Source organism: Pseudomonadota bacterium, from assembly GCA_022572885.1.
Taxonomy (GTDB): Bacteria; Pseudomonadota; Gammaproteobacteria; order Steroidobacterales; family MnTg04; genus MnTg04.
The window spans coordinates 33575-56692 of the sequence record JACZVC010000018.1; the positions used below are offsets into that span (position 1 = coordinate 33575).

26 protein-coding genes and 1 tRNA gene are annotated in these 23118 nt (G+C 59.1%); 2 read left to right on the forward strand and 25 right to left on the reverse strand.

Translation table 11 applies throughout. The features are described from left to right. The 12 genes from der to trmJ form a co-directional block, all read right to left on the reverse strand. Positions 1 to 1422, reverse strand: coding sequence for a ribosome biogenesis GTPase Der (gene der / locus IIA05_08115; protein ID MCH9027063.1), 1422 nt, complete (start codon positions 1420 to 1422; stop codon positions 1 to 3). A gap of 7 nt (positions 1423 to 1429) precedes the next feature. After that, positions 1430 to 2602, reverse strand: coding sequence for an outer membrane protein assembly factor BamB (bamB, locus tag IIA05_08120; GenBank protein ID MCH9027064.1), 1173 nt, complete (start codon positions 2600 to 2602; stop codon positions 1430 to 1432). Continuing rightward, complete coding sequence (locus IIA05_08125; protein ID MCH9027065.1) at positions 2599 to 3258, reverse strand: tetratricopeptide repeat protein; 660 nt, start codon at positions 3256 to 3258, stop codon at positions 2599 to 2601. The genes bamB and IIA05_08125 overlap by 4 nt, the downstream gene beginning before the upstream one ends. A gap of 18 nt (positions 3259 to 3276) precedes the next feature. Then, the gene (gene hisS, locus IIA05_08130; GenBank protein MCH9027066.1) at positions 3277 to 4566 is read right to left on the reverse strand and encodes a histidine--tRNA ligase; all 1290 of its coding nucleotides are present in this window, start codon (positions 4564 to 4566) and stop codon (positions 3277 to 3279) included. Positions 4567 to 4582: 16 nt separating this feature from the next. Then, positions 4583 to 5446 carry a helix-turn-helix domain-containing protein gene (locus IIA05_08135; GenBank protein MCH9027067.1) on the reverse strand — a complete coding sequence of 288 codons (864 nt, stop codon included), beginning with the start codon at positions 5444 to 5446 and terminating at the stop codon, positions 4583 to 4585. Beyond that, positions 5436 to 6209, reverse strand: a complete 774-nt coding sequence (gene pilW, locus IIA05_08140; protein MCH9027068.1) for a type IV pilus biogenesis/stability protein PilW — start codon at positions 6207 to 6209, stop codon at positions 5436 to 5438. The genes IIA05_08135 and pilW overlap by 11 nt, the downstream gene beginning before the upstream one ends. Beyond that, a complete protein-coding gene (gene rlmN / locus IIA05_08145; protein ID MCH9027069.1) occupies positions 6206 to 7315 on the reverse strand; it encodes a 23S rRNA (adenine(2503)-C(2))-methyltransferase RlmN in 1110 nt (369 codons plus the stop codon). Before rlmN ends, pilW begins: the two co-directional genes overlap by 4 nt. A gap of 25 nt (positions 7316 to 7340) precedes the next feature. Further along, positions 7341 to 7766: a nucleoside-diphosphate kinase gene (ndk, locus tag IIA05_08150; GenBank protein ID MCH9027070.1), complete on the reverse strand. Its 426-nt coding sequence runs from the start codon at positions 7764 to 7766 to the stop codon at positions 7341 to 7343. Between the two features lie 63 nt (positions 7767 to 7829). Continuing rightward, complete coding sequence (locus tag IIA05_08155) at positions 7830 to 8153, reverse strand: iron-sulfur cluster assembly accessory protein (GenBank protein MCH9027071.1); 324 nt, start codon at positions 8151 to 8153, stop codon at positions 7830 to 7832. A 46-nt stretch (positions 8154 to 8199) separates the two neighbouring features. Continuing rightward, positions 8200 to 8571: an iron-sulfur cluster assembly scaffold protein gene (locus IIA05_08160; protein ID MCH9027072.1), complete on the reverse strand. Its 372-nt coding sequence runs from the start codon at positions 8569 to 8571 to the stop codon at positions 8200 to 8202. A gap of 11 nt (positions 8572 to 8582) precedes the next feature. Then, positions 8583 to 9773, reverse strand: coding sequence for an IscS subfamily cysteine desulfurase (locus IIA05_08165; GenBank protein ID MCH9027073.1), 1191 nt, complete (start codon positions 9771 to 9773; stop codon positions 8583 to 8585). Further along, on the reverse strand, positions 9766 to 10497 hold the full coding sequence (gene trmJ, locus IIA05_08170) for a tRNA (cytosine(32)/uridine(32)-2'-O)-methyltransferase TrmJ (protein MCH9027074.1): 732 nt from the start codon (positions 10495 to 10497) through the stop codon (positions 9766 to 9768). The genes IIA05_08165 and trmJ overlap by 8 nt, the downstream gene beginning before the upstream one ends. 135 nt (positions 10498 to 10632) lie before the next feature. Between trmJ and IIA05_08175 the strand changes: the two genes are divergently transcribed. Further along, positions 10633 to 11433 carry an inositol monophosphatase gene (locus IIA05_08175; GenBank protein MCH9027075.1) on the forward strand — a complete coding sequence of 267 codons (801 nt, stop codon included), beginning with the start codon at positions 10633 to 10635 and terminating at the stop codon, positions 11431 to 11433. Between the two features lie 25 nt (positions 11434 to 11458). Here IIA05_08175 and secF read toward each other — a convergent pair whose 3' ends face one another. The 8 genes from secF to IIA05_08215 form a co-directional block, all read right to left on the reverse strand. Then, on the reverse strand, positions 11459 to 12394 hold the full coding sequence (gene secF, locus IIA05_08180; GenBank protein MCH9027076.1) for a protein translocase subunit SecF: 936 nt from the start codon (positions 12392 to 12394) through the stop codon (positions 11459 to 11461). Positions 12395 to 12407: 13 nt separating this feature from the next. Further along, positions 12408 to 14258 carry a protein translocase subunit SecD gene (secD, locus tag IIA05_08185; protein ID MCH9027077.1) on the reverse strand — a complete coding sequence of 617 codons (1851 nt, stop codon included), beginning with the start codon at positions 14256 to 14258 and terminating at the stop codon, positions 12408 to 12410. Positions 14259 to 14285: 27 nt separating this feature from the next. Further along, positions 14286 to 14612 carry a preprotein translocase subunit YajC gene (gene yajC, locus IIA05_08190; protein MCH9027078.1) on the reverse strand — a complete coding sequence of 109 codons (327 nt, stop codon included), beginning with the start codon at positions 14610 to 14612 and terminating at the stop codon, positions 14286 to 14288. A gap of 128 nt (positions 14613 to 14740) precedes the next feature. Then, positions 14741 to 15856 (reverse strand): tRNA guanosine(34) transglycosylase Tgt, encoded by a 1116-nt coding sequence (gene tgt / locus IIA05_08195; GenBank protein MCH9027079.1) that lies wholly within the window; start codon positions 15854 to 15856, stop codon positions 14741 to 14743. Next, a complete protein-coding gene (gene queA, locus IIA05_08200; GenBank protein ID MCH9027080.1) occupies positions 15846 to 16889 on the reverse strand; it encodes a tRNA preQ1(34) S-adenosylmethionine ribosyltransferase-isomerase QueA in 1044 nt (347 codons plus the stop codon). Before queA ends, tgt begins: the two co-directional genes overlap by 11 nt. 95 nt (positions 16890 to 16984) lie before the next feature. Then, the gene (locus IIA05_08205; GenBank protein ID MCH9027081.1) at positions 16985 to 18103 is read right to left on the reverse strand and encodes a PDZ domain-containing protein; all 1119 of its coding nucleotides are present in this window, start codon (positions 18101 to 18103) and stop codon (positions 16985 to 16987) included. A gap of 23 nt (positions 18104 to 18126) precedes the next feature. Continuing rightward, complete coding sequence (locus tag IIA05_08210) at positions 18127 to 18771, reverse strand: hypothetical protein (GenBank protein ID MCH9027082.1); 645 nt, start codon at positions 18769 to 18771, stop codon at positions 18127 to 18129. Then, positions 18744 to 19337 (reverse strand): RNA polymerase sigma factor, encoded by a 594-nt coding sequence (locus IIA05_08215; protein ID MCH9027083.1) that lies wholly within the window; start codon positions 19335 to 19337, stop codon positions 18744 to 18746. Before IIA05_08215 ends, IIA05_08210 begins: the two co-directional genes overlap by 28 nt. Before the next feature lie 144 nt (positions 19338 to 19481). On the opposite strand from IIA05_08215, the gene IIA05_08220 reads away from it, so the two are divergent. Then, positions 19482 to 19566 (forward strand) — tRNA-Leu (locus IIA05_08220). A 182-nt stretch (positions 19567 to 19748) separates the two neighbouring features. On the opposite strand, the gene IIA05_08225 is transcribed toward IIA05_08220, so the two are convergent. The 5 genes from IIA05_08225 to IIA05_08245 all read right to left on the reverse strand — a co-directional run bounded on the left by IIA05_08225 (position 19749) and on the right by IIA05_08245 (position 22981). Then, complete coding sequence (locus tag IIA05_08225) at positions 19749 to 19970, reverse strand: hypothetical protein (GenBank protein ID MCH9027084.1); 222 nt, start codon at positions 19968 to 19970, stop codon at positions 19749 to 19751. Between the two features lie 346 nt (positions 19971 to 20316). Then, entirely contained in the window at positions 20317 to 21669 is a 1353-nt protein-coding gene (locus IIA05_08230) for a hypothetical protein (GenBank protein MCH9027085.1), read from the reverse strand. Positions 21670 to 21791: 122 nt separating this feature from the next. Next, positions 21792 to 22253 (reverse strand): HNH endonuclease, encoded by a 462-nt coding sequence (locus tag IIA05_08235; protein ID MCH9027086.1) that lies wholly within the window; start codon positions 22251 to 22253, stop codon positions 21792 to 21794. Positions 22254 to 22260: 7 nt separating this feature from the next. After that, complete coding sequence (locus tag IIA05_08240) at positions 22261 to 22671, reverse strand: hypothetical protein (protein ID MCH9027087.1); 411 nt, start codon at positions 22669 to 22671, stop codon at positions 22261 to 22263. A 133-nt stretch (positions 22672 to 22804) separates the two neighbouring features. Continuing rightward, positions 22805 to 22981 (reverse strand): hypothetical protein, encoded by a 177-nt coding sequence (locus tag IIA05_08245; protein ID MCH9027088.1) that lies wholly within the window; start codon positions 22979 to 22981, stop codon positions 22805 to 22807. Between the last annotated feature and the right edge of the window lie 137 nt (positions 22982 to 23118).

Genomic DNA, 23118 nt, shown 5'->3' on the forward strand with positions numbered 1-23118 from the left:
CTATCTGCGTTTAACGTGTTTTCTCAGGCGCTCGCGTTTTTTCTCCTGGCGCGGGGTCAGCTTGTTGCGCCTGCCCGCGTAGGGATTCTTGCCGCTGCGGAACTCGACGCGTATCGGTGTGCCTTTCAAGCGGAAGACCTTCCTGAAATGATTGATCAGGTAACGCCGGTAATCAGCCTTGACCTTGGCGGTCTGGTTGCCGTGGATGACGATGATCGGCGGATTCCTGCCGCCCTGGTGGGCATAACGTAACTTGATCCGCCGGCCACCGACCAGCGGATGCGGGTGGCGGCTGACCGCGTCTTCCAGGCACGCAGTCAGGTCCGGCGTCGACAGATCGCGCATCGCGGCCGCGTAGGCTTTGCGGACCTCGCCGAGCAATTTACCAACGCCGTTGCCATACAGCGCGGATATAAAATGCAGCGAGGCGAAATCGACGAATGGCAGGCGCAACTCGATGCCGCGGCGGGTATTCTGCTTTTGCTCCTCGCTCAAGCCATCCCATTTGTTGACCGCGAGCACCAGCGCCCTGCCACGTTGCACGATCAGTCCCAGCAAGCCGGCATCCTGATCGGTAACGCCTTCGCGGGCCTCGACCAACGCGATCACCACGTGGGCGTCATCGATCGCTTTCAGGGTCTTGATGATGCTGAATTTCTCGACCAGGTCGCTGACCCTCGCCCGGCGGCGTACACCGGCGGTGTCGATCAGCGTGTAATCGTGTTTATCGCGCGAGAACGGCACGAATACGCTGTCCCGGGTGGTGCCGGGCTGGTCAAAGGTAACCAGCCGCTCCTCGCCGAGGAAACGGTTGATCAGCGTGGATTTCCCGACATTGGGACGGCCGACGACGGCGACCCGGATTCCCGGGTACAGGCTGTCGAGATTGATTTTGGTATCCGGAAAATCCTCGAGTACGAGCTCCATCAAGGCCGCGATGTTGTGCCCGTGCGCCGAGGAGATCGCCAGCGGTTCGCCCATGCCCAGCGCATGGAATTCGGCGCCGGCGGCATCCGCTTGCAAACCCTCGGCCTTGTTGACCACCAGGTATAAAGTCTTGCCCAGGCGACGCAGCATTTCCGCGACATCGGCGTCGCTCGGCATCAGACCCTCACGGCTGTCCACCATGAACAGTACGACATCGGCTTCGTCCAGCGCGGCTTGTGTCTGCCGCGCCATCAGCGCGGCGATGCCTTCCTTTTCGCCTGACAGGCCGCCGGTATCGACGACCAGGTAATCCCGCGGGCCAATCTTGCCAAAGCCGTATTGCCGGTCGCGGGTCAGCCCCGGCACATCGGCCACCAGCGCATCGCGGGTCCGGGTCAGGAAATTGAACAGCGTGGATTTACCGACATTGGGCCGGCCCACCAGGGCGATGACCGGCAGGCCGCCACCGGGATCCGCGACCGCCGGCGCGTTCATCGAGGCCTCAGTCCTCGTCGGCGGGCAGTTTTGCCCGGTAAGCCGACAACCGACCGCCATCGCTTTGCACGAAAACCAGGTCATCGAGCACCAGCGGCGTCGCACTGATCCGGCCGCCGCCAACCTTGTTGCGCGCCGCCAGCCGTCCATCCGTCCGCCTGAACCAATGCAGATAGCCCTCAAAATCGCCGGCCAGCAGGAAAGAGCCATAGACCGCGGTCGTGGTCAGCATCCGGCGGTGCAACGCGTCCTGTTGCCAAATGATTTCACCGTTGCGCCGCGCCATCGCAACGATGTGGCTTTTGTCATCGGTCAGGTACAAGGTGCTGCCATCGCTGGAGATGCCGCGATGACTGGACAGCTCGCGTTCCCACCAAGCCTGCCCCGATTCCAGCGCCAGCATCGCGGCCCGCCCCTGGTAACCGGCGACGAAAATATCCGCGCCCATCACCAGCAACTGCCCGTCGATATCCGACAGCCTTTCGATTTCCGTCTTGCCGGTCGCCGGACTGACCAGCGTGTCCCAGACCGTGGCGCCGTCTGCCAGGGAAATCGCCATGACCCGGCCATCGTCAAAACCACAGATAACGACGTCGCCGCTGATTACCGGGCTGGAGTTTCCGCGCAGCGTCAGCCGCGGGACCTCCTGTTCGATCAGCCAGACCGGTGAGCCGTCGGTCACTGACAGGCCATGAACACTGCCATCGACCGTTCGCACGACCACGATATTCCTGCTGATTGCAGGCGTCGATAACACCTCGCTGCTCAGGCTGGTCCGCCAGCGCTGCGTGCCATCGACGGTATTCAGGGCGACCACCTCGCCATTGCCGCTGCCCAGCACCAGCATGCCTTCACCCACGCCCGGTCCGCCGGAGAACGCGATGTCCATGGAGGTCTTCCAATAAGTCTTGCCGCTGATCGTATCGACCGCGATGACCTTGCCGTCGTAGCTGGCCGCATAGACCCGGGCGCCATCGCTAACCGGGTTCAGACCCAGGTAGAGATTCTCCGTATCGCCGCCGATCTTGACACTCCAGACCTTGCGCACCCGGAATTCCTGATCAAAACCCGCCAGCTCGACGGGCGGGTCCGCCGGTTCATCCTTGCCAAAAATTCCACAACCCCCGGCAAGGGCGGCAGCCAGGAAAACCGGCAACAGGCGGTAAATGGGGTCGATCATGAATCCTCACCCGGCGCTTCAGTGGGTTCCTCGGCCATGCTATCCAGTTTCATCTGCAACAACTGAGTGTTGACCACACCCCGCTCAAACAGGCCCAGCGCCTGCCTGTATTCGTCACGCGCGGCGGCGCGGTCGCCCAGACCAAAATGGACGTCTCCTCTGAGTTCGTGGTAACGCGCCGCGAACCGGCCTGGTTCGGGAACAGCCAGTGTTTGCAAGGCGGTGGCATGGTCTGCCTGCTCCATTTGCAGGCGCGCCAGCCGCAGCCGCGCAATATGCCGGATTTCCTCATCGCGCGTGTTTTCGAGCACGCCGGACACATAGCCCGCGGCCAGTCCCGGTTCCGACTGTCCCACGTGATATTTCGCCAGCGCGAATGCCGCCAGGTCGGCGTATGGCGTATCCTGGTATTCAGAGATCAGCCTGGCGCCTACCTCCAGCGCGGTCGCCGCTGCGGAGTTTTCCAGCGCCTCGGTCATGGCCGTGTAAGCCTCCGAGCCTTCGATGGCCCGCGTTTCCCGATACTGTTGCCACTGGTTCCAGCCCACCAGCCCGGCCACGCCCATGACCAGGCCGGCGAGGATGTACATGCCGTTATCGCCCCACCATTGCCGCAGTTGTGCTATTTGGTCTTTTTCCGAAAGAAACTCGTCCACTTCGACTCCTGTCCCGATCTAAAGGTTTTGGTCGCCCGCGGCCAGCATTTGCCGCACGCGTTCAACCAGTTCGTTTTGATTGCAGCTTCGCTGCGGCTCATCGCTGCGCAGCGGTTTGATCGCGATGGTCCCGGAGGCGCATTCTTCTTCACCCATGATCAGGGCCAGTTTTGCGCCACTGCGATCCGCCCTTTTCAGCTGCTTGCGGAAACTGCCGCCACCGGCATTACACACGACCGCGATATCATCCAGCGCGTCCCTGAGTTCCTCGGCCAGGCGCATGCCCCTGAACTCGGCTTCGGCTCCCAGCATCGCAAAAAATACATCGGGGTCTGCCGGCTTGGCCGCACAACCGGCTTGCTCCACCAGCGCAACCAGGCGTTCCATACCCAGCGCCCAGCCAACGGCCGGCGTCGGCTGGCCGCCAAGTTGCTCCACCAGGCCATCGTAACGACCGCCCGAACAGACCGCATCCTGCGCGCCCAGTTGGTCGGATACCCATTCGAATACCGTGCGCGTGTAGTAATCCAGGCCGCGCACCAATCTTGGCGCAAGCTGGTATTCGCAGCCGGCTTCATCCAGGTAGCGGCGCAGATCCTTGAAATGCCTTGCTGATTCTTCATCCAGGTAATCGGTGATCGACGGCGCGCCATCTATGATTTCGGCGATTTCAGGATTCTTGCTGTCGAGGATGCGCATCGGGTTGGCCTTGAGCCGCCGGTTGCTGTCCTCGTCCAGGCCATCTGCGTGAGCCTTAAAATATTCGACCAGTTTTTCCCGGTACAACTTGCGGGATTCCGGGGTACCCAGGCTGTTGATCTTCAAGGTCAGGCCGCTGATCCCCAGTTCGCGCCAAAGCCTCGCCGACAACAGGATCAGCTCCGCATCGACATCCGGCCCGGCAAATCCCAGCGCCTCGACATCGAGCTGGTGAAATTGCCGGTAGCGGCCTTGCTGGGGCCGCTCATAGCGAAACATCGCACCGCCGCTCCAAAGACGCTGTTGCTGGTTATACAGCAGGCCGTTGCTGAGTCCGGCCCGCACAATGCCCGCGGTCCCTTCCGGGCGCAGGGTCAGGCTCTCGCCGTTGCGATCCTCGAAGCTGTACATTTCCTTCATCACGATATCGCTCAGCTCACCGATCGAGCGCTTGAACAGTTCGGTGCGTTCGAGCAGCGGTACGCGAATTTCCCGGTAGCCATACTTAGCGAAAAGCACGCGAGCGACCGCTTCCACCTGTTGCCAGATGGCAGTCTGCCCGGGCAGGATATCGTTCATCCCCCGAATTGGCTGAATACCTTTACTCATATTTTTAGCGGGATTTTCAATCACTCTCAATCGTGATCTGGGCTGTGTTGCCGCGGCGTCGCGCATTTTGCAGTGCAAACGGCTCGCCGTCCACCAGGATTTCCACGCCATCGGCAAATCCCAGGAAAATTTCAACCGGCGGTACGCCGATCAGAGTCCGCTCGCTGCCCGCCAGGCCCATCTCATAAATCAGGCGCCGTCCCCGCGCGTCATAAGCTTCGATCCACGATTCACGATTGAAACGCACGGTCAGGCGTTTCGTGGGCAGCGCCACTTTCACTGGCGGTCCGGCCTCGGGCGATGCTTCAACCGCTTCGCCATTGCCGGCTGCCGCCGGCAGTTGGTGAGGCGACGCGGCGGCGCCCGGCGTATCGTGTTCAACATCGCCGGCCGGATCGTTGCCTGCGGCCTGCGGTATCGCAATCTGCGGCGTGACGGCCGGTTCGCCGCCATCGAGATTATTGGTCCGCTCGATGATCCAAAGACCCACATAGAACAACGCACCAATGACAATCACAAAACCGGCTGCCAGTGAAATTCTGCGCACCCGCTTGTCTCGCTGCATCGCCATTTCGACCTCGGTTGAAACCGCTGCGGGGCTCGGGTCGGTACCCAGCGACTGCATATGCCCAAGCAATTGTTCGCTGTCGAGCTTGAGCAGCAACGCGTAGTTCCGCAGATGCCCGCGCACGAAGACCGGCGCGCCGATCAACTCGAAGCGCTCACTCTCCAGTGCATCGATCTGGTATTCGCCAAGGTGAAGTTCAGCCGCAACCTGGGAAATCGCAAGACCCTGTGCTTCGCGCGCCTGCCTTAACTGCTGACCGGGACCGGTCCGGGTCTCTTGCGATTCATCCTGTTTGCCCGGTTCATCCGGCATTTTTCTCCGCCTCCAGCACCCAACGGACCTCGACGGAATCCGGGAATTTCTCCAGCAGCTGCATTGAATACGCACCGGCCGCGGCCTTGTCGCCGAGCGCCTCCTCCACGCGCAGACCCAGCCACAACGCATCGGGGGTCGCCGACGCCGCACTGGCCATATAGCGGTCCATGAACGCCCTCGCCTGCAGGTAAATTTTCTCTTCGAAACTCAAATCCGCCAACTGCAGGAGCGCGCCGATAAATTCGGGGTCCGCTGCCAGGGCGAGCCTGAAATACGACTCCGCCTGCCCGCTGTTCCCTTTATCGCGGGCACACAGGCCGGCGTTGGTATGGGCAGCAGCCGGCGTTCGGTAGAGCGGGTTCTTCACCGCCCTTGCGAAATTTTCCATCGCCTCGTCGTAATCCCCTCGCTGGCAAAGATACGCACCATAATTATTCAGGGTCGCTGAGTTATCCGGCTCCAGGCGCAATGAACGACGATATTCCGCACCCGCCTCAGCCAGCCTGCCAAGCCGGATATACAGGACCGCCAGCGCCGTATGGGTGTCGGCGCGATCGGGATCCTGCCTGATCGACTTCTCCAGTATCTCCAACGCAGCCTCCATATGACCCTGGTGCATATAAGCGACGCCCAGTTGCAAATTGTAGCCGGCGGCCGCGCTGATCGATTGTTTGTCGGGTTCGGGTTTGCGCCCGGTGGTCACACAGGCGCTCGCCAGCGCCGCGGATAAAATAATCAGATGCTGGATTATGGCTTTCATGCGCTTGCTGCCTTTAGCTTCATTTTGTCACCCAGTCGCGCCGTGGTCCGGTCCTTGACCCTGCCGGCCAGTTGCCCGCATGCCGCATCGATGTCCTGCCCCCGCGTGCGCCGGGTGGTGGTCATGATACCGCCGTCCAGCAGGATTTGCCGGAATTCGTCGATGCGTTGCGCCGGCGAGCAACGATACCCGGTGCCGGGAAATGGATTGAAAGGAATCAGGTTGACCTTGGCTGGCCGATCACGCAGCAGAAGCGCCAGTTCCCTGGCGAGACCGGGACTGTCATTGACGCCATCCATCATCACGTATTCAAAAGTGATGTGCCGGTTGTGGTGTTTTTTCGCATATACCCAGCAGGCATCGAGCAATTCCCGGATCGGGTGCTTGCGATTGATCGGCACCAGGCGGTCGCGAAGCTCGTCATTGGGCGCATGCAGGGACACCGCCAGCGCCACATTGCAGTCGTCAGCCAGTTTTTCCAGGTTCGGCACCAGCCCCGACGTGGACAGCGTAACCCGGCGCCTCGATAACTCGAAACCCAGCTCGTCGATCAGCAGCTGCAGTACCGGCACCACATTGCGGTAATTGGCCAACGGCTCTCCCATCCCCATGAAAACCACGTTGGTGATGACGCGTTCCGACGCCAGCGCCGTTTCCCCGAGCAGACGCTTTGCCAGCCAGACCTGGCCGGCGATCTCCGCGCTGCCCAGGTTGCGGTTGAAACCTTGCTTGCCGGTCGCGCAAAAACTGCAATCCAGCGCACAGCCGACCTGGCTGGAAATACACAAAGTGCCCCTGTCCGCCTCGGGGATAAAGACCATCTCGACCGCCTGGGCCGCATCGGTACGCAGCAACCACTTGCGCGTGCCATCGCCCGACAGTTGTTCGGTTACGATCCCGGGCGCCTTGATCTCGGCAATTTCCTTGAGGCGCTGGCGCAAGGTCTTGCTGATATCGGTCATGCGATCGAAATCGGCTTCGCCCCGACGATAAATCCATTTCATCAACTGGCGCGCACGATATGGGCTCTCGTCGAGCCCGGCGAAGAAATCCTCCAGTTGCGCCCGTGAAAGACCCAGCAGGTTTTGGCGTTCGCCATTCATCATTATTATCAGGCGATCGGGCAGCCGCCTAACGGGTGCGCGGACAGGCCCCGTCGTCGCCAAAGAAAAAGCCGATTTCCCAGGTAGCCGTTTCCGGCCCATCGGAACCGTGCACGACATTGGCGTCTATCGAGGCGGCAAAATCTGCGCGTATCGTTCCCGGATCGGCTTCGGCCGGGTTGGTCGCGCCCATGATTTCACGATTTCGCGCGATGGCGTTTTCGCCTTCCAGCACCTGCACCAGGACCGGACCGGAACTCATATAGCTGACCAGATCGGGATAAAACGGCCGTTCCTTGTGAACCGCGTAAAACTCGCCGACCTGCTCGGTGGACAAATGCATCATCCGTGACCCGACTATGCGCAGACCACCTTCTTCGAAGCGTTTGCAGATCTCGCCGATGATGTTTTTTTCGACGCCATCGGGCTTGATAATCGATAAAGTACGTTCCATTTAGTGATTTTCCATGTTTTTCGACGAAAATACCGGTATTTTTAGGGCTTTTCGTGAAAGTTATCAGACGTTGAAGCTTTCACCGCAGCCACACTCGCCCTTGCTGCGCGGATTCCTGAACTTGAACGCCTCGTTGAGTCCCTGCTTGATGAAATCCACTTCGGTACCATCGATCAGCGGCAGGCTATCTTTGTCGACCACCACCATGACGCCACGGTCTTCGAACACGGTATCGTTTTCCTCCACCGCGTCGGCGTAATTGATGACATACGCGAATCCGGAACAACCGGTTTTCTTGACGCCCACGCGCAAACCCAGGCCACTACCTCTTTTTTCCAGGTAGTCCTTGACGCGGTCGGCCGCGGATTGGGTCAGCGATATGGCCATGACAGGTATTTTCTCACAGATGTTTTCGAATGTAATCCCTGACAGTCTACCGCTTTTCCCATGCAGCCAGCGCTGCGGCGATCGCGTCCTCGACAATCAATGCCTGCCCCAGCTTTTCCGCCGGCAGCCCCAGCTCGTCGGCAAGCTGTTGCGGGGTTTCCTGCACGGCATCGTCCACTGGCCTGCCGATCAGCCGCTCAGCCATGTATTCCGCGACCGCGATCGTGTGCGGACAGCCATAGGCCTTGAAACGGGCATCGTGTATCCGGCTGGCGATGATCTCCAAATAGAAAACCACATCGCTGCCGGTACGGCGTTTGCCGGCGCGGCCGATGGCCAGCCGATCCGCGGGCAGCCGGGGACGGCCCGCGTGCCGCGGGCGCCGGAAGCGGGACAGGACTGCCTTGCTGTATTCCACTGCGCTTGCGGTCAGGCGCCGTCCGCGGCCGCCGTCCGCGGCGCCAGCTCGCGCATGCGGGTGACTTGCCGGGTGGTTTCGGCGATCGCAAAATCGATATCGGCCTCGGTGCTGAACCGCCCGACGCTGAAGCGTATCGATGCCTGCCCGAGCTGGTCGTCGCGACCCAGCGCCCGCAACACATATGACGCTTCGGTGCTCGCCGAGATACAGGCCGAACCGCTGGAAACCGCCAGCTTGTGCAACGCCAGCAGCAGGCTTTCACCCTCCACCCCCGCGAAACTGACGTTCAATATTCCGGCCACGCGCCGTTGCGGGTCGCCGTTTAGCCAGACGCCATCGAGCGCCGACAACCCGCGCCAGAGTTTTTCCCGCAGCGCCAGCAGGCGCTGGTATTCGGACTCCAGTTCGGCCGCGGCAATCGCATAGGCTTCGCCCATGCCGACGATCTGGTGGGTCGCCAGGGTTCCCGCGCGCAGACCCATTTCCTGGCCCCCGCCGTGGATGATCGGATCGAGCTGACACCGTGGACTGCGACAGACATACAAAGCGCCGATGCCCTTGGGACCATAAATCTTGTGCCCGGTAAATGACATCATATCCACCTTCAACTCGGCCAGGTTGATTGCCAGCTTACCCACGCTCTGTGCCGCATCGACATGAAACAGCACGGCGCGTTCGCGGCACAATTCACCGATCGCCGCGATATCGGTAATGGTCCCGATCTCGTTGTTGACCTGCATCAGCGAGACCAGGATGGTGTCGTCACGCAGCGCTTCGCCCACTTGTTGCGAGTCGATCATGCCCCCCGCCAATGGGTGCAGGTAAGTGACCTCGAAGCCTTCCTTTTCCAGTTGCCTGCAGGTATCCAGCACCGCCTTGTGCTCGATCTTCGAGGTGACGATATGCCTGCCCCGATCGCGGTTAAACCGTGCGCTCCCGGTGATCGCCAGGTTGTCGGATTCGGTGGCGCCGGATGTCCAGATAATTTCCTGGCGGTTTGCACCGACCAGGCCGGCGACCTGGCCACGGGCGTTTTCAACCGCCCCCTTCGCCTGCCGCCCGAACACATGGCTGCTCGACGCCGGGTTGGCAAACAGACCGTCCGCCGTCAGGCAGGCGGACATTTTGGCGGCGACCCGCGGGTCCGTCGGCGTGCCGGCCGCGTAATCCAGAAATATTGGCAGTCCTGATTCAGTCATTGGGTTTTTTCCCGGTTGGTTTCTGCACCGCCGACAATATGCCACGGAGAATATTGATCTCATTTTCATCCGGAGCGGCGCGGTTGAACAAACGCCGCAAGCGACGCATCAAGTGTCGCGGATTATCCGGGTCGAGAAAGCCACTTGCCAGCAGAACTTCCTCCAGGTGCTGATAAAAACGCTGCATATCTTCGGCCACCGCCGGCGGCGGGTCGGCGGATGCCGGAGGCAGAGCGCTCTGCCCGCGCGCCAGGCGAATTTCGTAGGCGAGAAGCTGCACCGCCATGGCCAGGTTCAGCGAGCTGTATTCGGGATTCGCCGGAATGCTGATCAACAGGTGGCAACGTTCCAGTTCCGCGTTGGACAAACCATATTTTTCACGGCCAAACAACAAAGCGACCGTTGTATTGGCGGTGCTCGCCACCAGTTCGGCAGCCGCTTCACGCGGCGTCTTGCAAGGCCAGGCCAGGCTGCGCTGCCGGGCACTGACCGCCGCAACCAGGCCACAACCCTGCAAAGCCTGGTCGAGATTGGCAACCACCGTTGCCGATTCCAGCAACTCGTGCGCGCCGGAGGCCCTGGCGGTAGCATCGTCATCGGGAAAGGATTTTGGCGCCACCAGCCAAAGATCGTCCAATCCCATGTTATGCATTGCCCGTGCGGCGGCGCCGATATTGCCCGCATGGCTGGTTTCCAGCAACACGATTCTCAACGATTGACTCATGACGATGAGATCCCGCAGAACCACTCAATTTCAATCAACAACGGCGAAAACCCCCAATGTTTGCTATCCTTCCGCCCCCGAAAGGCCGTCGTATTATAACGGCGGTTACTGCTCTTTGATAAACAGGTGATCCCGATGAATCCGATGCTGAACATAGCCCGGCAGGCTGCCCTGAATGCCGGCGATATCATCGTCCGCAACATCAACCGGCTACAGCGGATGCAGATCACCAAAAAAGGCCGCAACGATTACGTCACAGAGGTCGACCGGCTGGCCGAGCAGGAAATAATCGGGACCATACGCCATTCATATCCGGATCACGCCTACCTCGCCGAGGAAAGCGGCCAGACCGGCGATAGCGAATTTGTCTGGATTATCGACCCGCTGGATGGCACCACCAACTACCTCCACGGCTTCCCGGTATTCGCCGTATCGATCGCGCTACAGATCAATGGCCGCCTGGAATGCGGCCTGATCTACGACGTCATGCGCCAGGAAATTTTCGAAGCCTCGCGCGGTCAGGGCGCCAAAGTCGACGGCCATCGAATCCGGGTCAGCAAACAAGGCGGCCTGCAAGGCGCTTTGATCGGCACCGGATTCCCGTTCCGCAACAACAACCGCTGGCTCGACGAGTATATGGAAATGCTCAAGACGGTGATAAAAAGCGCGGCCGGGGTCAGAAGGCCCGGCGCGGCCGCGCTCGATCTGGCCTATGTCGCCGCCGGCCGGCTCGATGCGTTCTGGGAGACCGGTTTGTCACCTTGGGACATGGCGGCCGGCGCGCTGATTATTCGTGAGGCCGGCGGTTTCGTAACCGACTTCAGCGGCGACGAAAACTTTCTCGAAAGCGGCAACATCATCGCCGGCAACCCGAAGGTCTATAAAGACCTGATGAAAGCCATCCATCCCCACCTTGGCGCACTTGGCGCTCTTTAGCCTGCATGCCGCGCCCATCGAAGCATCAGGGCATTTCGTCGAGTTCTTTTTCGATCACCGGCGGCATCAGGTCCTGGGTCGAAACATCCAGGACCAGCGCCAGGCTGCTGGCCACGTATATCGACGAATAGGTACCGATCACGACACCGACAATCAGCGCCGTCGCGAACGAATGGATGGCTTCACCACCAAGGAAAAACAAGGCCAGCAATACCAGCAACGTCGTCATCGATGTGATCAGCGTGCGGCTCAGAGTCTGGTTGATGGATACGTTCATGACTTCCAGTGCATGGCTTTTACGAATCCGCAAGAAATTTTCGCGAATCCGGTCGAAGACGACGATAGTGTCGTTCAACGAGTAACCGATAACGGCCAACACGGCTGCGAGCACGGCAAGATCGAACGGCAGGTTGAATAGCGAGAAAAACCCCAAGGTGATGATCACGTCATGCACCAGCGCAGCGACCGCGCCGAGCGAGAATTTCCACTGAAAGCGGAACGCGACATAGGCCATGATGAACAGCAGGGCGAACAACATCGCCAGGCCACCCTGTTCGCGAAGTTCCTCGCCGACCTGCGGGCCGACAAACTCGACCCGGCGCAAGGTCACGGTCGGGTCCTGGGTGGAAAGCACTTCGAGGATTTGCACGCCGACCGCATCGCTGCTCGCTTCGCCTTCCTGCGGCAGCAAGCGAATCAGCACATCGCGATCGGTGCCGAAATTCTGCAACTGCGCGGAAGCAAAGCCCGCCGCCTCGAGTCCGCTGCGGATTCGCGGCAAATCGGCGGCGTCCTGGTAGCCCACCTCGAGCAGCACGCCGCCGGTGAAATCGATACCGAATTCCAGGCCCTTGGCAAACAGCGAGCCCACTGAAATAACGAGCAGCAGCGTCGAAAAGGCGAATGCGATTCGCTTCTTGCCCATGAAGTCAACACCGGAAAATACAAGCGTGGTTTTCATCAGGAGATCCCTCTCAGATCGACAGGTGGTCCAAATGCTGACGGCGGCCATAAATCACGTTGATCAGCGCACGGGTGCCGACAATGGCGGTAAACATCGAGGTCAGTATACCCAGCGACAAGGTGACGGCAAAACCGCGGATCGCACCGGTGCCAAAGGTGAACAAGACCACCGCGGCGATCAGCGTGGTGACGTTGGCGTCGATAATCGATGAAAACGCCTTGCCATAACCGGCGGCGATGCTGGCTTGCGGACTGTTGCCGTTACGCAATTCCTCGCGGATACGCTCGAAGATCAGCACATTGGCATCAACCGCCATACCAACCGTCAGCACGATGCCGGCGATACCCGGCAGCGTCAGCACCGCCTGCAGCAACGACAGCAATGCCACGACCAGCACCAGATTAGCCGATAGCGCCAGGTTCGCGACCATGCCGAACACGCGGTAATAGATGATCATGAACACGAAGATTGCGAAGAAACCGATCTTGACCGCCTCGAAGCCCTTGTCGATATTGTCCTGGCCCAGGCTCGGGCCGATGGTTCTTTCCTCGACGATGAATATGGGCGCCGCCAGCGAACCCGCTCTGAGCAACAGCGCGAGATCGCGTGACTCGACCGGCGTCAACCCGGTGATCTGGAAATTGCTGCTGAATATACCCTGAATGGTGGCGATGCTGATCACTTCCTCACGGGTCGAAGACCTGAGGCAGCCGCTGTTGCCGGGACCGAGTTCATCGCAGACTTGCTCGATAAACACGACGGCCATCGATTTTTTCAGATTGTTCTTCGTTGTTTCGAGCATCCGCCGCGCGCCCTTGGCGTCCAGCTTGACGAAGACCGCCGGCTGGCCTTCCGAAAAGCCCGAGGTCGCATCGGTAAGCTGGTCGCCGGTGACAATGACCTCGCGCTTGAGCAGCACCGGTGAGCCGTCGCGCTCGAAATACAGTTTGCTGCCCAGCGGCGGCCGGCCGCGGCGCTGCGCCTCATAGGCATTGCTGTCCTGGTCCACCAGCCTGAAATCGACAGTTGCCGTCGCACCCAGAACGATCTTGGCCTGCGCCGGGTCCTGCACGCCCGGCAACTGAACGACGATACGACCCAATCCCTGGCGCTGGACCAAAGGCTCGGCGACGCCCAGTTCGTTGACCCGGTTGCGCAAGGTCGTGATGTTTTGCTGGATCGCAAAATCCTGGCGTTGTTTGATCAGGTTCGCGCTCATGCCGACGCGGACTACCGTGTCCCCGCCGATCCGCCTGTCGCTGAGCACCAACTGCGCATCGTAGGCACGCAAAAGGCCGTTGACCGTATCCAGGTCGTCCGGGTTACGCAGCGTCAGGTTGATCCTGTCACCGCTGACTTCGATACTGCGGTAGGGAATTTTCTCATCGCGCAACAGCGCTCGAAAATCGGATCTGTACCTTTCCAAGGTTTGTGAGATGGTGCCTTGCAGGTCGACCTCGTACAGGAAGTAAACACCGCCGCGCAGATCGAGACCCAGGCTCATCGGCTGCAAGCCCAACTCACGCAACCAATCCGGCGTACGCGGTTCCATGGTCAGGGCGACGACGTAATTGTCGCCAAACTGCTCCCCGAGTACGGCGGCTGCCTGGATTTGTATGTCCTTATCGGCGAAACGCACCACCACGCGGTCCTGCTCGAGATGGGCGGCCAGGAATTCGACGCCGGCTTCATCGAGGAAGCCTTTGGCCTGGTTCAGCCCGAGTTCGCCCATGGGCTCGCGCTTTTCGGGCGCGATCTGCAGGGCCGGATCTTCGCCATAGATATTGGGCAACGCCAGCAGCGTGCCAAAAACAATGACCGCGACAACCAGAATGTTCTTCCAGGCTGGATATCGATTCATTTGCAGCTTCCTTGTCGCAGAGCCTGATCAGGCACTTTTTATGGTTCCCTTGGGCAATACCGTCGCAACCGCCTGTCTTTGCAGTTTGATGGAGGTACCCTCCGCAATTTCGACGGTTACGAAATGCTCGCCGACATCGGTGAGTTTACCGAGGATGCCGCCGTTGGTCACAACTTCGTCGCCGCTGTTCAACGCGCCGATCATCGCCTTGTGCTGCTTGGCTTTTTTCTGCTGGGGCCGGATCAGCATGAAATAGAACACGACAAAAAGAATGACTATAAAAAACACGCTGGACATCGGGTTCTGCTGAGCGGCGGCGTCCTGGGCCCATGCGCTGGAAATAAAGAAATCCATGTTGTCTCCCTCGGTTATCCGCGGTTTTGCCACGGATTGGAACATGCTAAACGACCGGTTTTTTCAACCGCTGTATCGAGCCATGGCAGGCCCGAAAGCCCGCTATTATGCCACAAGCTGAGACTAATTCAGACAGCCTGCTCGCCGGCCGGAAACTTGCGGGCAAAATCGGCAAACCGGCCCTCGCCGATGAGCGTACGAATCCGCGCCATCAGTTGCTGATAGAAGTGCAGGTTGTGGATGGTGTTCAGGCGGGCGCCAAGCATCTCGTCGCAGGCATCCAGATGACGCAGGTAGGCACGGCTATAGTGCTTGCAGGTATAACAATCACAGGCAGGATCCAGCGGCCCGTTGTCCTCCCGGAACCGTGCATTGCGAATCTTGATGACCCCTTCGCTGCTAAACAGGTAACCGTTCCGTGCATGGCGAGTCGGCATGACGCAATCGAACATGTCGATACCGCGCGCGACCGCCCGCACGATATCGGCTGGCGTACCGACCCCCATCAGGTACCGTGGCTTGTCGACCGGCATTAACGGTACCGTGGTCTCCAGCACCATCGAACGCTCTTCCTCGCTTTCGCCGACCGACAGGCCGCCGAGGGCATAACCATCGAAATCCAGCCGGGTCAAACCGGCCAGCGACACTTGCCGCAGATCCGGGTACATGCCGCCCTGGACAATGCCGAACAATGCCGTGTCCGCTGACCCCTCGTTCAGTTCGTCGAAGCGGCGGCGGCATTTTTCGGCCCAGTCCAGCGACAACTCCATCGATGCCTGCGCCTGGCCAAATGACGCGGGATACGGCGTGCATTCATCGAAAATCATGACGATATCGGCAGCCAGCGCGTGCTGGATCTCCATCGATTTTTCCGGGCTGAGAAATATTTCATTGCCATCGAGCGGTGAGCGAAAACGCACCCCTTGCGGGGTAATTTTGCGCAGTGGCGCCAGGCTCCATACCTGGAAACCGCCTGAATCGGTCAGGATCGGCCCGTTCCAGTGCATAAAGCGATGCAGACCTCCGTGTTTTTCGATGACCCCGGCGCCCGGCCTGAGCATCAGGTGAAAGGTATTGCCGAGGATGATCTGGGCGCCCAGATCGGCGAGCTCTTCGGCGGTCATCGTCTTGACCGCGCCATAGGTGCCGACCGGCATGAACGCCGGCGTATCGACGGTACCCCGCGCAAAACTCATCCTGCCATGTCGCGCATCGCCGTCAGCGGCGCGCAACTCAAAATTCATGGTTCTGCCCGGTGGCGGGGTCTGGCCTGAGAAACATCGCATCGCCATAGCTGAAGAACCGGTAGCGTTTGTCCACGGCATGGCGATAGGCCGCCAATACCGCGGCGCGCCCGGCGAACGCGCTGACCAGCATCAACAAACTCGATCTCGGCAGATGAAAATTGGTCAGCATGGCGTCGACGACGCGGAAACAGTATCCGGGATAGATAAACAGATTCGTTTCGCCGCTCATGGGACACAGTTCGCCGCCGGCGGCGGCGCTTTCCAGGCTGCGAACGACGGTCGTGCCCACGGCGACTACGCGGCCGCCCTGTTCGCGCGTCCGGCGCACGGCCCCGCAAACCTCCGCCGAGACCTCGACCCGTTCGGCGTGCATCCGATGCTCGCGTATATCATCGGTCCGCACCGGCTGGAAAGTGCCGGCGCCCACGTGCAAGGTCAGCCGTGCTTGCCCCACGCCATGTTCAGCGAGGCGGTCGAGCATGGCCTGGTCGAAATGCAGGCCGGCGGTCGGCGCCGCCACCGCGCCTGGCCGATCCGCGTATACGGTCTGGTATCTCTCGCGGTCCAGCGCCTGGTCGGCGCGTCGAATATAAGGCGGTAACGGCACATGACCGTCTTTCGCGAGACAATCCATCACCGCACGATCGAAACGCAGCCGGAACAAATCGCCGTCGCGGCCCTCGACGACAGCCTGACAGCCCTGGAATATCAACCGGGTCCCGGCGCGCGGCGGTTTGCTGGCCCGGACCTGCGCAGTCGCGCGATCGCTATCGATGATGCGTTCAATCAGGACCTCGCAGCGGCCGCCGCTTGCCTTGCGGCCGGTCAGCCGCGCCGGTATCACGCGGGTGTCATTGAGCACCAGCAGATCGCCTGGCTGCAAAAGATCGCAAATATCGGAAAACTGCCGGTCACGCAATGCGCCGCTGGCGCCATCCAGGCACAACAGACGGCCGGCGCCGCGCTGCTCCGGCGGTTCCTGGGCGATCAGCGACTGCGGCAAATCATAATCAAAATCGGCGAGCTGCATAGGTCGCGCATGGTATCAGCTTCGCCTGCCGGCGCCGAAAAAAAAGGCCCGGAAGTATCCGGGCCGTAACAAAGATCCTGCGTCTGTTTTAATCGTCAAGTGCCCGTGGACGGCACGATTTTCAACTTGTGAATGATCGCATCGTCGCTGTTTTTCCAAATCCTGATATCCCGATCGATCTTGGGTAGCGTGATTTCCAGCTTGCGTTTTTTCTTGTTGCGCATCACCTGCAACTCGACCGTTTCGCCAGCCTCATAGGAGCCGATGATGCGGATCGCCTGGCCGGGACTGGACGGTTTGCGGTCACCGATTTTCAGGATGACATCGCCATCCCGTAAATCGATGTTTTCATCCTTTGGTGCGCGCACCACGAGCAGGCCTTCCTTGACGCCGAAATACTCGCCAAGCTCCTCGGTCAGGGAAACCATCTCAATATCGCCCAACGCGCCGCCAAACCGGTGCCCGCCAAAGGCGAAAAATTTTCTTGCTATATGCGGCGCATGTCCCGGCAGGCCGTCCGGGGCGCTAAATGCGAACGCAAGATCTTCACCACCGGAGAAATCAAAATCGAAGTTCATATCGAAGAACTTGAACTCGGTGGTTTCTATAACGGCACTATGGGACTTGCCATCGCGCAAATAGCCCACGGTCACTTTTTGACCCGGTTCCACATCCGCCATGTAAGCAATCAACTTGCCAATCGACGATTCTTCATCATCGGCTTTGAGCGAAACATCGTCGATCTTTACCAGGATGTCGCCTGCCTCGAGGCTGGCTTTTTCGGCGGGACCACCGGACGACACACCGACCACTTCTACGCCATTGTCATGTTTCGTTGCCGGGCCGCCGCCAAGGTTGATCCCCAGCATCGCTTTTGGCTGACGCCGATGGATGCGAATCGCGATATCGCCCGCCATTTCCTGACCCAGTCGAGCCATCTCACGAGCGGCATGTTCCAGCGCCTCCCGGGCAAGCGCCATTTCAGCGCCGTGTTCGGCGCGGTCGAGTTCGATTTCTTCGCGCACCGATTCCACCTGGGCCTGTGCCAACCGCAGGCTTTCGAACACGACATCGTTCATCAGCTCAACATCGGCGACCGCATCAAGTTCGGCGAACAATTCCTCGGTAATTTTCTCGGCGTCGGTCGCCTGGACCGGCAACGCCAGGAACAACATGCCGGCAATGCCGGCGATTAGAATCCTCAAAATTTTCATATTTTTCTCCATTAAAACATTGATCACAAAGAAGCAAAACTGGCCTCGGTGTAACGCACCTTGACCAGCGAATCCATCAAATTCACCTTGGACCGCCACAAATCCCTGGCCTCGCCAGAGGTCAGTGCGGTGTCGGGCTGGTTCAGCGTGTAATTCACCAATGCAAGACTGTTTTCCAGGCTGGCGATGGTGTTATCGGTTCCCGCGCGGACGACCTCCGGCCTTCCGGGCAAGCTCTGCAACAACATGCCAAGGCGACGCGAGCGATCGATCAGCACATCCACGTCGTCGTCCTGGTTAACGGCGAGATAAGGCGGTGCAACATCGCCGGTCGGGGCAACGACGCGGTTGTCAATCGAGTCGCGACCGCTGAGGTTGCCCGCCAGCCAGACCATCACCAGCAATGACGCAGCAATGCCCCAGGCCAGCGGTTGCCGCCATGACCAGCCACTTTCCGCAGATGGCTGCACGATATTTCGCCAGCGACCATCGGGCGGCTCAATTTCCGGCAAGGAGCACATGGTCTCGCGCAGGGTGACCAGGCGAGACAATTCCGCTTTACAGGCGCCACAACTGTCAAGGTGCGCCCTGAGCCCAGGATCACCGGCATGGCCGTCCTGACTTTGCGCGTCTCGCAGATCTAGTAGCTGTTCGATATTTGCATGCATGTTTCCACCTCACCGGCATCCGCCATCATCCTGCGCAGTTTTTCGTGCCCCCGTGATAACTGCGATTTTGAAAAACTGGCGGTCTTGCCCATCATTGTCGCTATCTCTTTGTGCGTATAACCCTCGACGTCATACAACCAGATCACCGCACGGGTAACCGGCGACAGTTTCGCCAGCTGGCGTTCGAGTTCGGCACCTTCCACGGCCCGCAACCCATCGCCCATGGCGAGGTGATCTTCGGCCGGCCGTTCGTGTTCGGCCTCCAGCGGCGTGGCCAGCCGGTGCCAGGCCGAACGCAGCACCATCAACGCCTTGTTCGCGGCGATCCGCCTGATCCAGGCGCCGACCGGCGCATCGCCCCGGTAGCTGCCGATCTTGCGGATCACCTCGACGAAAGTGTCCTGCATCACCTCTTCGGCCTGGTTCGGGTCATGCAATATCCGGATCGCCAGGTTATAGACCGGTTTCGCATAGGCCTTGTAGAGCAGCTCATGTGCTTTCAGATCGCCGCGCTGGGCACGGCTCACGATGGCCGGATCGATACTGGCTTGCAGGAATGTCGACATTTCGCCTTCTCTGATGCCTTATCGGCGAGCGGGGTCGCAGGTAAATGAAAATTGTTGGGGGGGAAATCCGGCAGACCCCTCATCTTTAGCCTGCCATGCTACACTTGCGCCCGGTTTTCTGCCGCCCCCTTGCAGTCCGAATACGCCGATGTGGTGGAATTGGTAGACACGCAGCACTCAAAATGCTGTGCCTTCGGGCGTGTCGGTTCGAGTCCGACCTTCGGCACCATCTCATGAGACCCTTGATATATAAGGCTTCCAGCGATCAGAAAGACTCTAAAGTGTGATACTTAGTGTGACTCACTAGCGGCCTCTTTTGCGCTACTTGGAGTAAAGGGAGGCGGCACTGACGGGCAGAAGGAAGCCCTGCGACCACAGGTGCAGTAGACCCGCCAGCGCCACCATTGAGGGTTACGCGGTGCGGCGTTGTGCGTTGCCGCGTCGGTCGTACTCGACGCGCTCTTCGGGCGTCATACGCATTCTGTACCGAGCGTTTCGCTCTGCGTCAGTGAAGTTGAACAGGGTCACTCCCTCGCGAGCGCGAGACTTGTTGCGCTTGTCGCAGGACTTACAGACTCCATGCCGCCCGTCTTTTGTCGAGGAATTGCGGTGGAACTCTGTGAGTGTCTTCACGATGTTGCAGACACCGCAGAACTTCTGGCCGGCCTCACGCAGCTTTGCGCAGACAGCCTGGGATTCGGCAGTGTGACCGCTGTGTGTCCGGAGCGTCTCAAAGTCTTCGTTTGAAAGTTCCATGGCTATGCTGCCAGCGAGGAATCCATCGGGGTCTTTGGGAACTCCGGAGGGAGTCATAGGTAGGTATTGAGGCATTGGATTCCTCTGAAAGCGTTGCTGTGTAAGGGCTTCAGCCTTAAGTGAGCCACTAAGGGGAGGTAGGTCATTCCCTAAGGGACTTATAGGGACTCACTAAGTGACATTTGTACTTAGTAGTACCCTCTAAGGGGTAGAGAACTGAGACCTACCTGTTAAGGAGGAGTCTTACGGCAGTGGAGTGAACGAAGGTAGTCTGACCAGTATGGGCATTAAACTTGTCCATCATGATCTGAGCCGCCTGCGTCTCTCGCCTGAAAGAGACCACAAGGCCGTCATGAACCTGTAGTGCTGTGATGTTGTGCTCGATACATTCGAGCAGTACGTCCACAATGATCTCTGATTCCATGAAATGGAAATAATGACCTAAGCCACGTTCCCATAGCGAATCGAGTGCAGGATGGTGCGCTTTGATGGCAGATACGATCTCAGGAAGTGGAATGTCGCATCCCTTGAAGTTCTCCTCGCGAACACCTTTCGGCCACCTTACGAGCGGCTTCCGAGCAAACATGAGTGCGCCAAAGATGCGCTTGACGCCAGTGCGCCATTGGCCCAAGCCTGGAATGTTGTAGGCATCGGGGCCGGTCACTTCTTCGATAGACCCCCGTACCGGGAGTAATAGCCCCTGATTCGCATACGCCAGTGACGGCATCATGGATCGGAAGTCCACTTCGACCACTCCGCAACCGTCGATTGATATGTGCTTGCGCTGCTTGGCGCGCAGTCCGTTCAACCAGAAACCGCCGAAGAGTCGGCCACCCTCAGTAAACGATGCATTATTGAAGTAGCGACGCTGGCGACGGTTGGTGAGATCCACAAACTTGCCGCCGCTGTAATCTATATCAGCGTGTCGAAGATACGCATTGATCCGGCGCATTTCGTCGCGGTAACCGTTCGATAGGTCGGTGTCGATGTAGTCGAGCCACTTCGCGCGGTTCTCGTGAGCGGCCTTAAGGTTATTCTGTGTCGGCTTTGCGCTCTTCAGTATGACGATCTCTTCGTCGTCACTGAGCGTCATGTCTTCCGGCACAATCTTGTGGTCGTCAATCAGGTTAAGCAGACTCGGGCCAGCCTTGTAAGCGGTCTGTCGACCGGCGTAGTAGTCACCACGTTCGGCCAGTTCCGCGAATCCCATTTCGGGAGCCGTCAGTAGATCGAGAGCTTTGACTGTGGGCCGACCTTCGAAGGCCGCTTGATAGCGATTCTTTTGCTTGACCGTGGTGCGTCGACTCAAATGGATGCGCCCTGCGCCCTTCTCAGAGGTCACTGCGCGATGCATCAGGCCGCACACGAGAGCAGTGATAGCTGCCATCAGGTTATTGTGAGCGGATGTCCGACGAGAGCGCCGTCGGAGTCCCTTGAATAGTTCGTAGTTGCGTATCTGATTCAGTACGTTGTCCACGATGATCTGTGCGATGTTGTCGCCGACATCGTAGGGGATGCGATACGGACTGAAGCTCCGGTCGCGTTCGTCAATGTTGTGTGCGTTTATTTTCTTCACAGCAGTGTCTCGTTGTAGTGTCTAAGGGGATACGTGAAGGTGTCTCAAAGGGACCCCCAAGGCGGGGGATCAAGCCCGTCTCGGGGAGTCGGATTGCGAGACACTACTCACGCAAATTAGGTTTATTTCTTGTAGGTAACAAAGCTCACGCGGAGGAAGACCGGCTTCGGGGGAAGCCAGTCCGTCCGTGATCCTTTGGCGATGTTTTGGTCAGCACGTAGCGGTGTAAGGTTATCCGGACAGTGTTGGCCGCCGTTGAACAGGCTGACAATGTGATCGACATGGAACTCAAGACCGGTCGCGTCGGTCAATGCCTCCGCAGTCACGTAGGCCGATTGAATGTCGGCGTAGGCCGGTGTTCCAGGCGCGCACCAATCAGGCGTCTGTCCGAGTCTTAGCGCTCGCTGTCGGGCATTCTTGGCGGAGACCTTCGACTTGTTGTCCCGCCGGTATCGTCGGTCATACTCGGACCGGCACGATTTACAATAAGCTCGTCGGCCATTGCGGCCATACTTGTACCTACCGAACTCTTCGAGCGGTTTGAGTTCCCGGCACTGCGAACAGCGCCGGGTTTCCTCAGACATATCCTGCTTACTGCTTGGTGTACGTGCTGAAGTTGACCGGGTTAAAGCCTTCGCCGGTTTCATTCGCGAACAGCGCAAAGCTATCGATGGCTTCTTCTTGCGTGGGCTTATCCATATCGAAGACCGCCATAGCGATAATCGGATGGTGTTGGTCGTCGTACCGCGCCATCTTTACAATCACGTTGCGGCCTCTGCGTTTCGAGTGTAGCTCACCCATAAAGCAATTCTCAGTTGGCTGGTCGGCAAGGTCAGTCTGTTCGGTCACAATGTGAAATATGGCAAGTTCCTCGTCGGACACCGTGTTGAGCAGTTCGTAGCCCCTCGACTTATCGATGGGCGAATGCTCAAAGAAATGTCTCAGGATTTCGCCTATATCAATTGCTTTCGGCTGTGTGTCTTGCGGATTTGCGTATGGCATTTCGTTCTCCTATCGGGTTGGTTTGGTCTTGGTGCGGGTTGGTGTCCACATGATTCGAAACGATGAAAGCCTGCGCTCCCCCGAAGAGGAGCAACAGGACGGCACCATCCCAAACCAATAGGACGATTTCGGGTTATGCAGCGTTTCGCCGCACGAATCTGGCGTACTGTGGAAGTACGGCATCGATGCCTTCACGCTGAATGCGTACATTGATTACTTCGCCGGCAGTCTTCGCATCGGCGGCCAAGCCGCGGAGCCGCAGGTTGCGTTGCTCCAATAGAACAGCCGTGGTGTAGTTCGATTCGTACACGTCACGCTCTTGCTAGTTCACCTTGATCGCGGGATCAGGGATGTTCGCTATGGTGCTTGCCAGTGCCTCTTCCGGCAGTCCGTTCGCACCTAAGCCGATCTGAAAATCCATCGACCTGTGCATCGAGTCGATTGGCT

Excerpts from the sequence above, each read along its gene's own strand:
- der (MCH9027063.1), bottom strand. The coding sequence starts at position 1,422 with ATGAACGCGCCGGCGGTCGCGGATCCCGGTGGCGGCCTGCCGGTCATC.
- bamB (MCH9027064.1), bottom strand. The coding sequence starts at position 2,602 with ATGATCGACCCCATTTACCGCCTGTTGCCGGTTTTCCTGGCTGCCGCC.
- hisS (MCH9027066.1), bottom strand. The coding sequence starts at position 4,566 with ATGAGTAAAGGTATTCAGCCAATTCGGGGGATGAACGATATCCTGCCC.
- IIA05_08135 (MCH9027067.1), bottom strand. The coding sequence starts at position 5,446 with ATGCCGGATGAACCGGGCAAACAGGATGAATCGCAAGAGACCCGGACC.
- pilW (MCH9027068.1), bottom strand. The coding sequence starts at position 6,209 with ATGAAAGCCATAATCCAGCATCTGATTATTTTATCCGCGGCGCTGGCG.
- rlmN (MCH9027069.1), bottom strand. The coding sequence starts at position 7,315 with ATGATGAATGGCGAACGCCAAAACCTGCTGGGTCTTTCACGGGCGCAA.
- ndk (MCH9027070.1), bottom strand. The coding sequence starts at position 7,766 with ATGGAACGTACTTTATCGATTATCAAGCCCGATGGCGTCGAAAAAAAC.
- IIA05_08155 (MCH9027071.1), bottom strand. The coding sequence starts at position 8,153 with ATGGCCATATCGCTGACCCAATCCGCGGCCGACCGCGTCAAGGACTAC.
- IIA05_08165 (MCH9027073.1), bottom strand. The coding sequence starts at position 9,773 with ATGACTGAATCAGGACTGCCAATATTTCTGGATTACGCGGCCGGCACG.
- trmJ (MCH9027074.1), bottom strand. The coding sequence starts at position 10,497 with ATGAGTCAATCGTTGAGAATCGTGTTGCTGGAAACCAGCCATGCGGGC.
- IIA05_08175 (MCH9027075.1), top strand. The coding sequence starts at position 10,633 with ATGAATCCGATGCTGAACATAGCCCGGCAGGCTGCCCTGAATGCCGGC.
- secF (MCH9027076.1), bottom strand. The coding sequence starts at position 12,394 with ATGAAAACCACGCTTGTATTTTCCGGTGTTGACTTCATGGGCAAGAAG.
- secD (MCH9027077.1), bottom strand. The coding sequence starts at position 14,258 with ATGAATCGATATCCAGCCTGGAAGAACATTCTGGTTGTCGCGGTCATT.
- yajC (MCH9027078.1), bottom strand. The coding sequence starts at position 14,612 with ATGGATTTCTTTATTTCCAGCGCATGGGCCCAGGACGCCGCCGCTCAG.
- tgt (MCH9027079.1), bottom strand. The coding sequence starts at position 15,856 with ATGAATTTTGAGTTGCGCGCCGCTGACGGCGATGCGCGACATGGCAGG.
- queA (MCH9027080.1), bottom strand. The coding sequence starts at position 16,889 with ATGCAGCTCGCCGATTTTGATTATGATTTGCCGCAGTCGCTGATCGCC.
- IIA05_08205 (MCH9027081.1), bottom strand. The coding sequence starts at position 18,103 with ATGAAAATTTTGAGGATTCTAATCGCCGGCATTGCCGGCATGTTGTTC.
- IIA05_08210 (MCH9027082.1), bottom strand. The coding sequence starts at position 18,771 with ATGCATGCAAATATCGAACAGCTACTAGATCTGCGAGACGCGCAAAGT.
- IIA05_08215 (MCH9027083.1), bottom strand. The coding sequence starts at position 19,337 with ATGTCGACATTCCTGCAAGCCAGTATCGATCCGGCCATCGTGAGCCGT.
- IIA05_08235 (MCH9027086.1), bottom strand. The coding sequence starts at position 22,253 with ATGTCTGAGGAAACCCGGCGCTGTTCGCAGTGCCGGGAACTCAAACCG.
- IIA05_08240 (MCH9027087.1), bottom strand. The coding sequence starts at position 22,671 with ATGCCATACGCAAATCCGCAAGACACACAGCCGAAAGCAATTGATATA.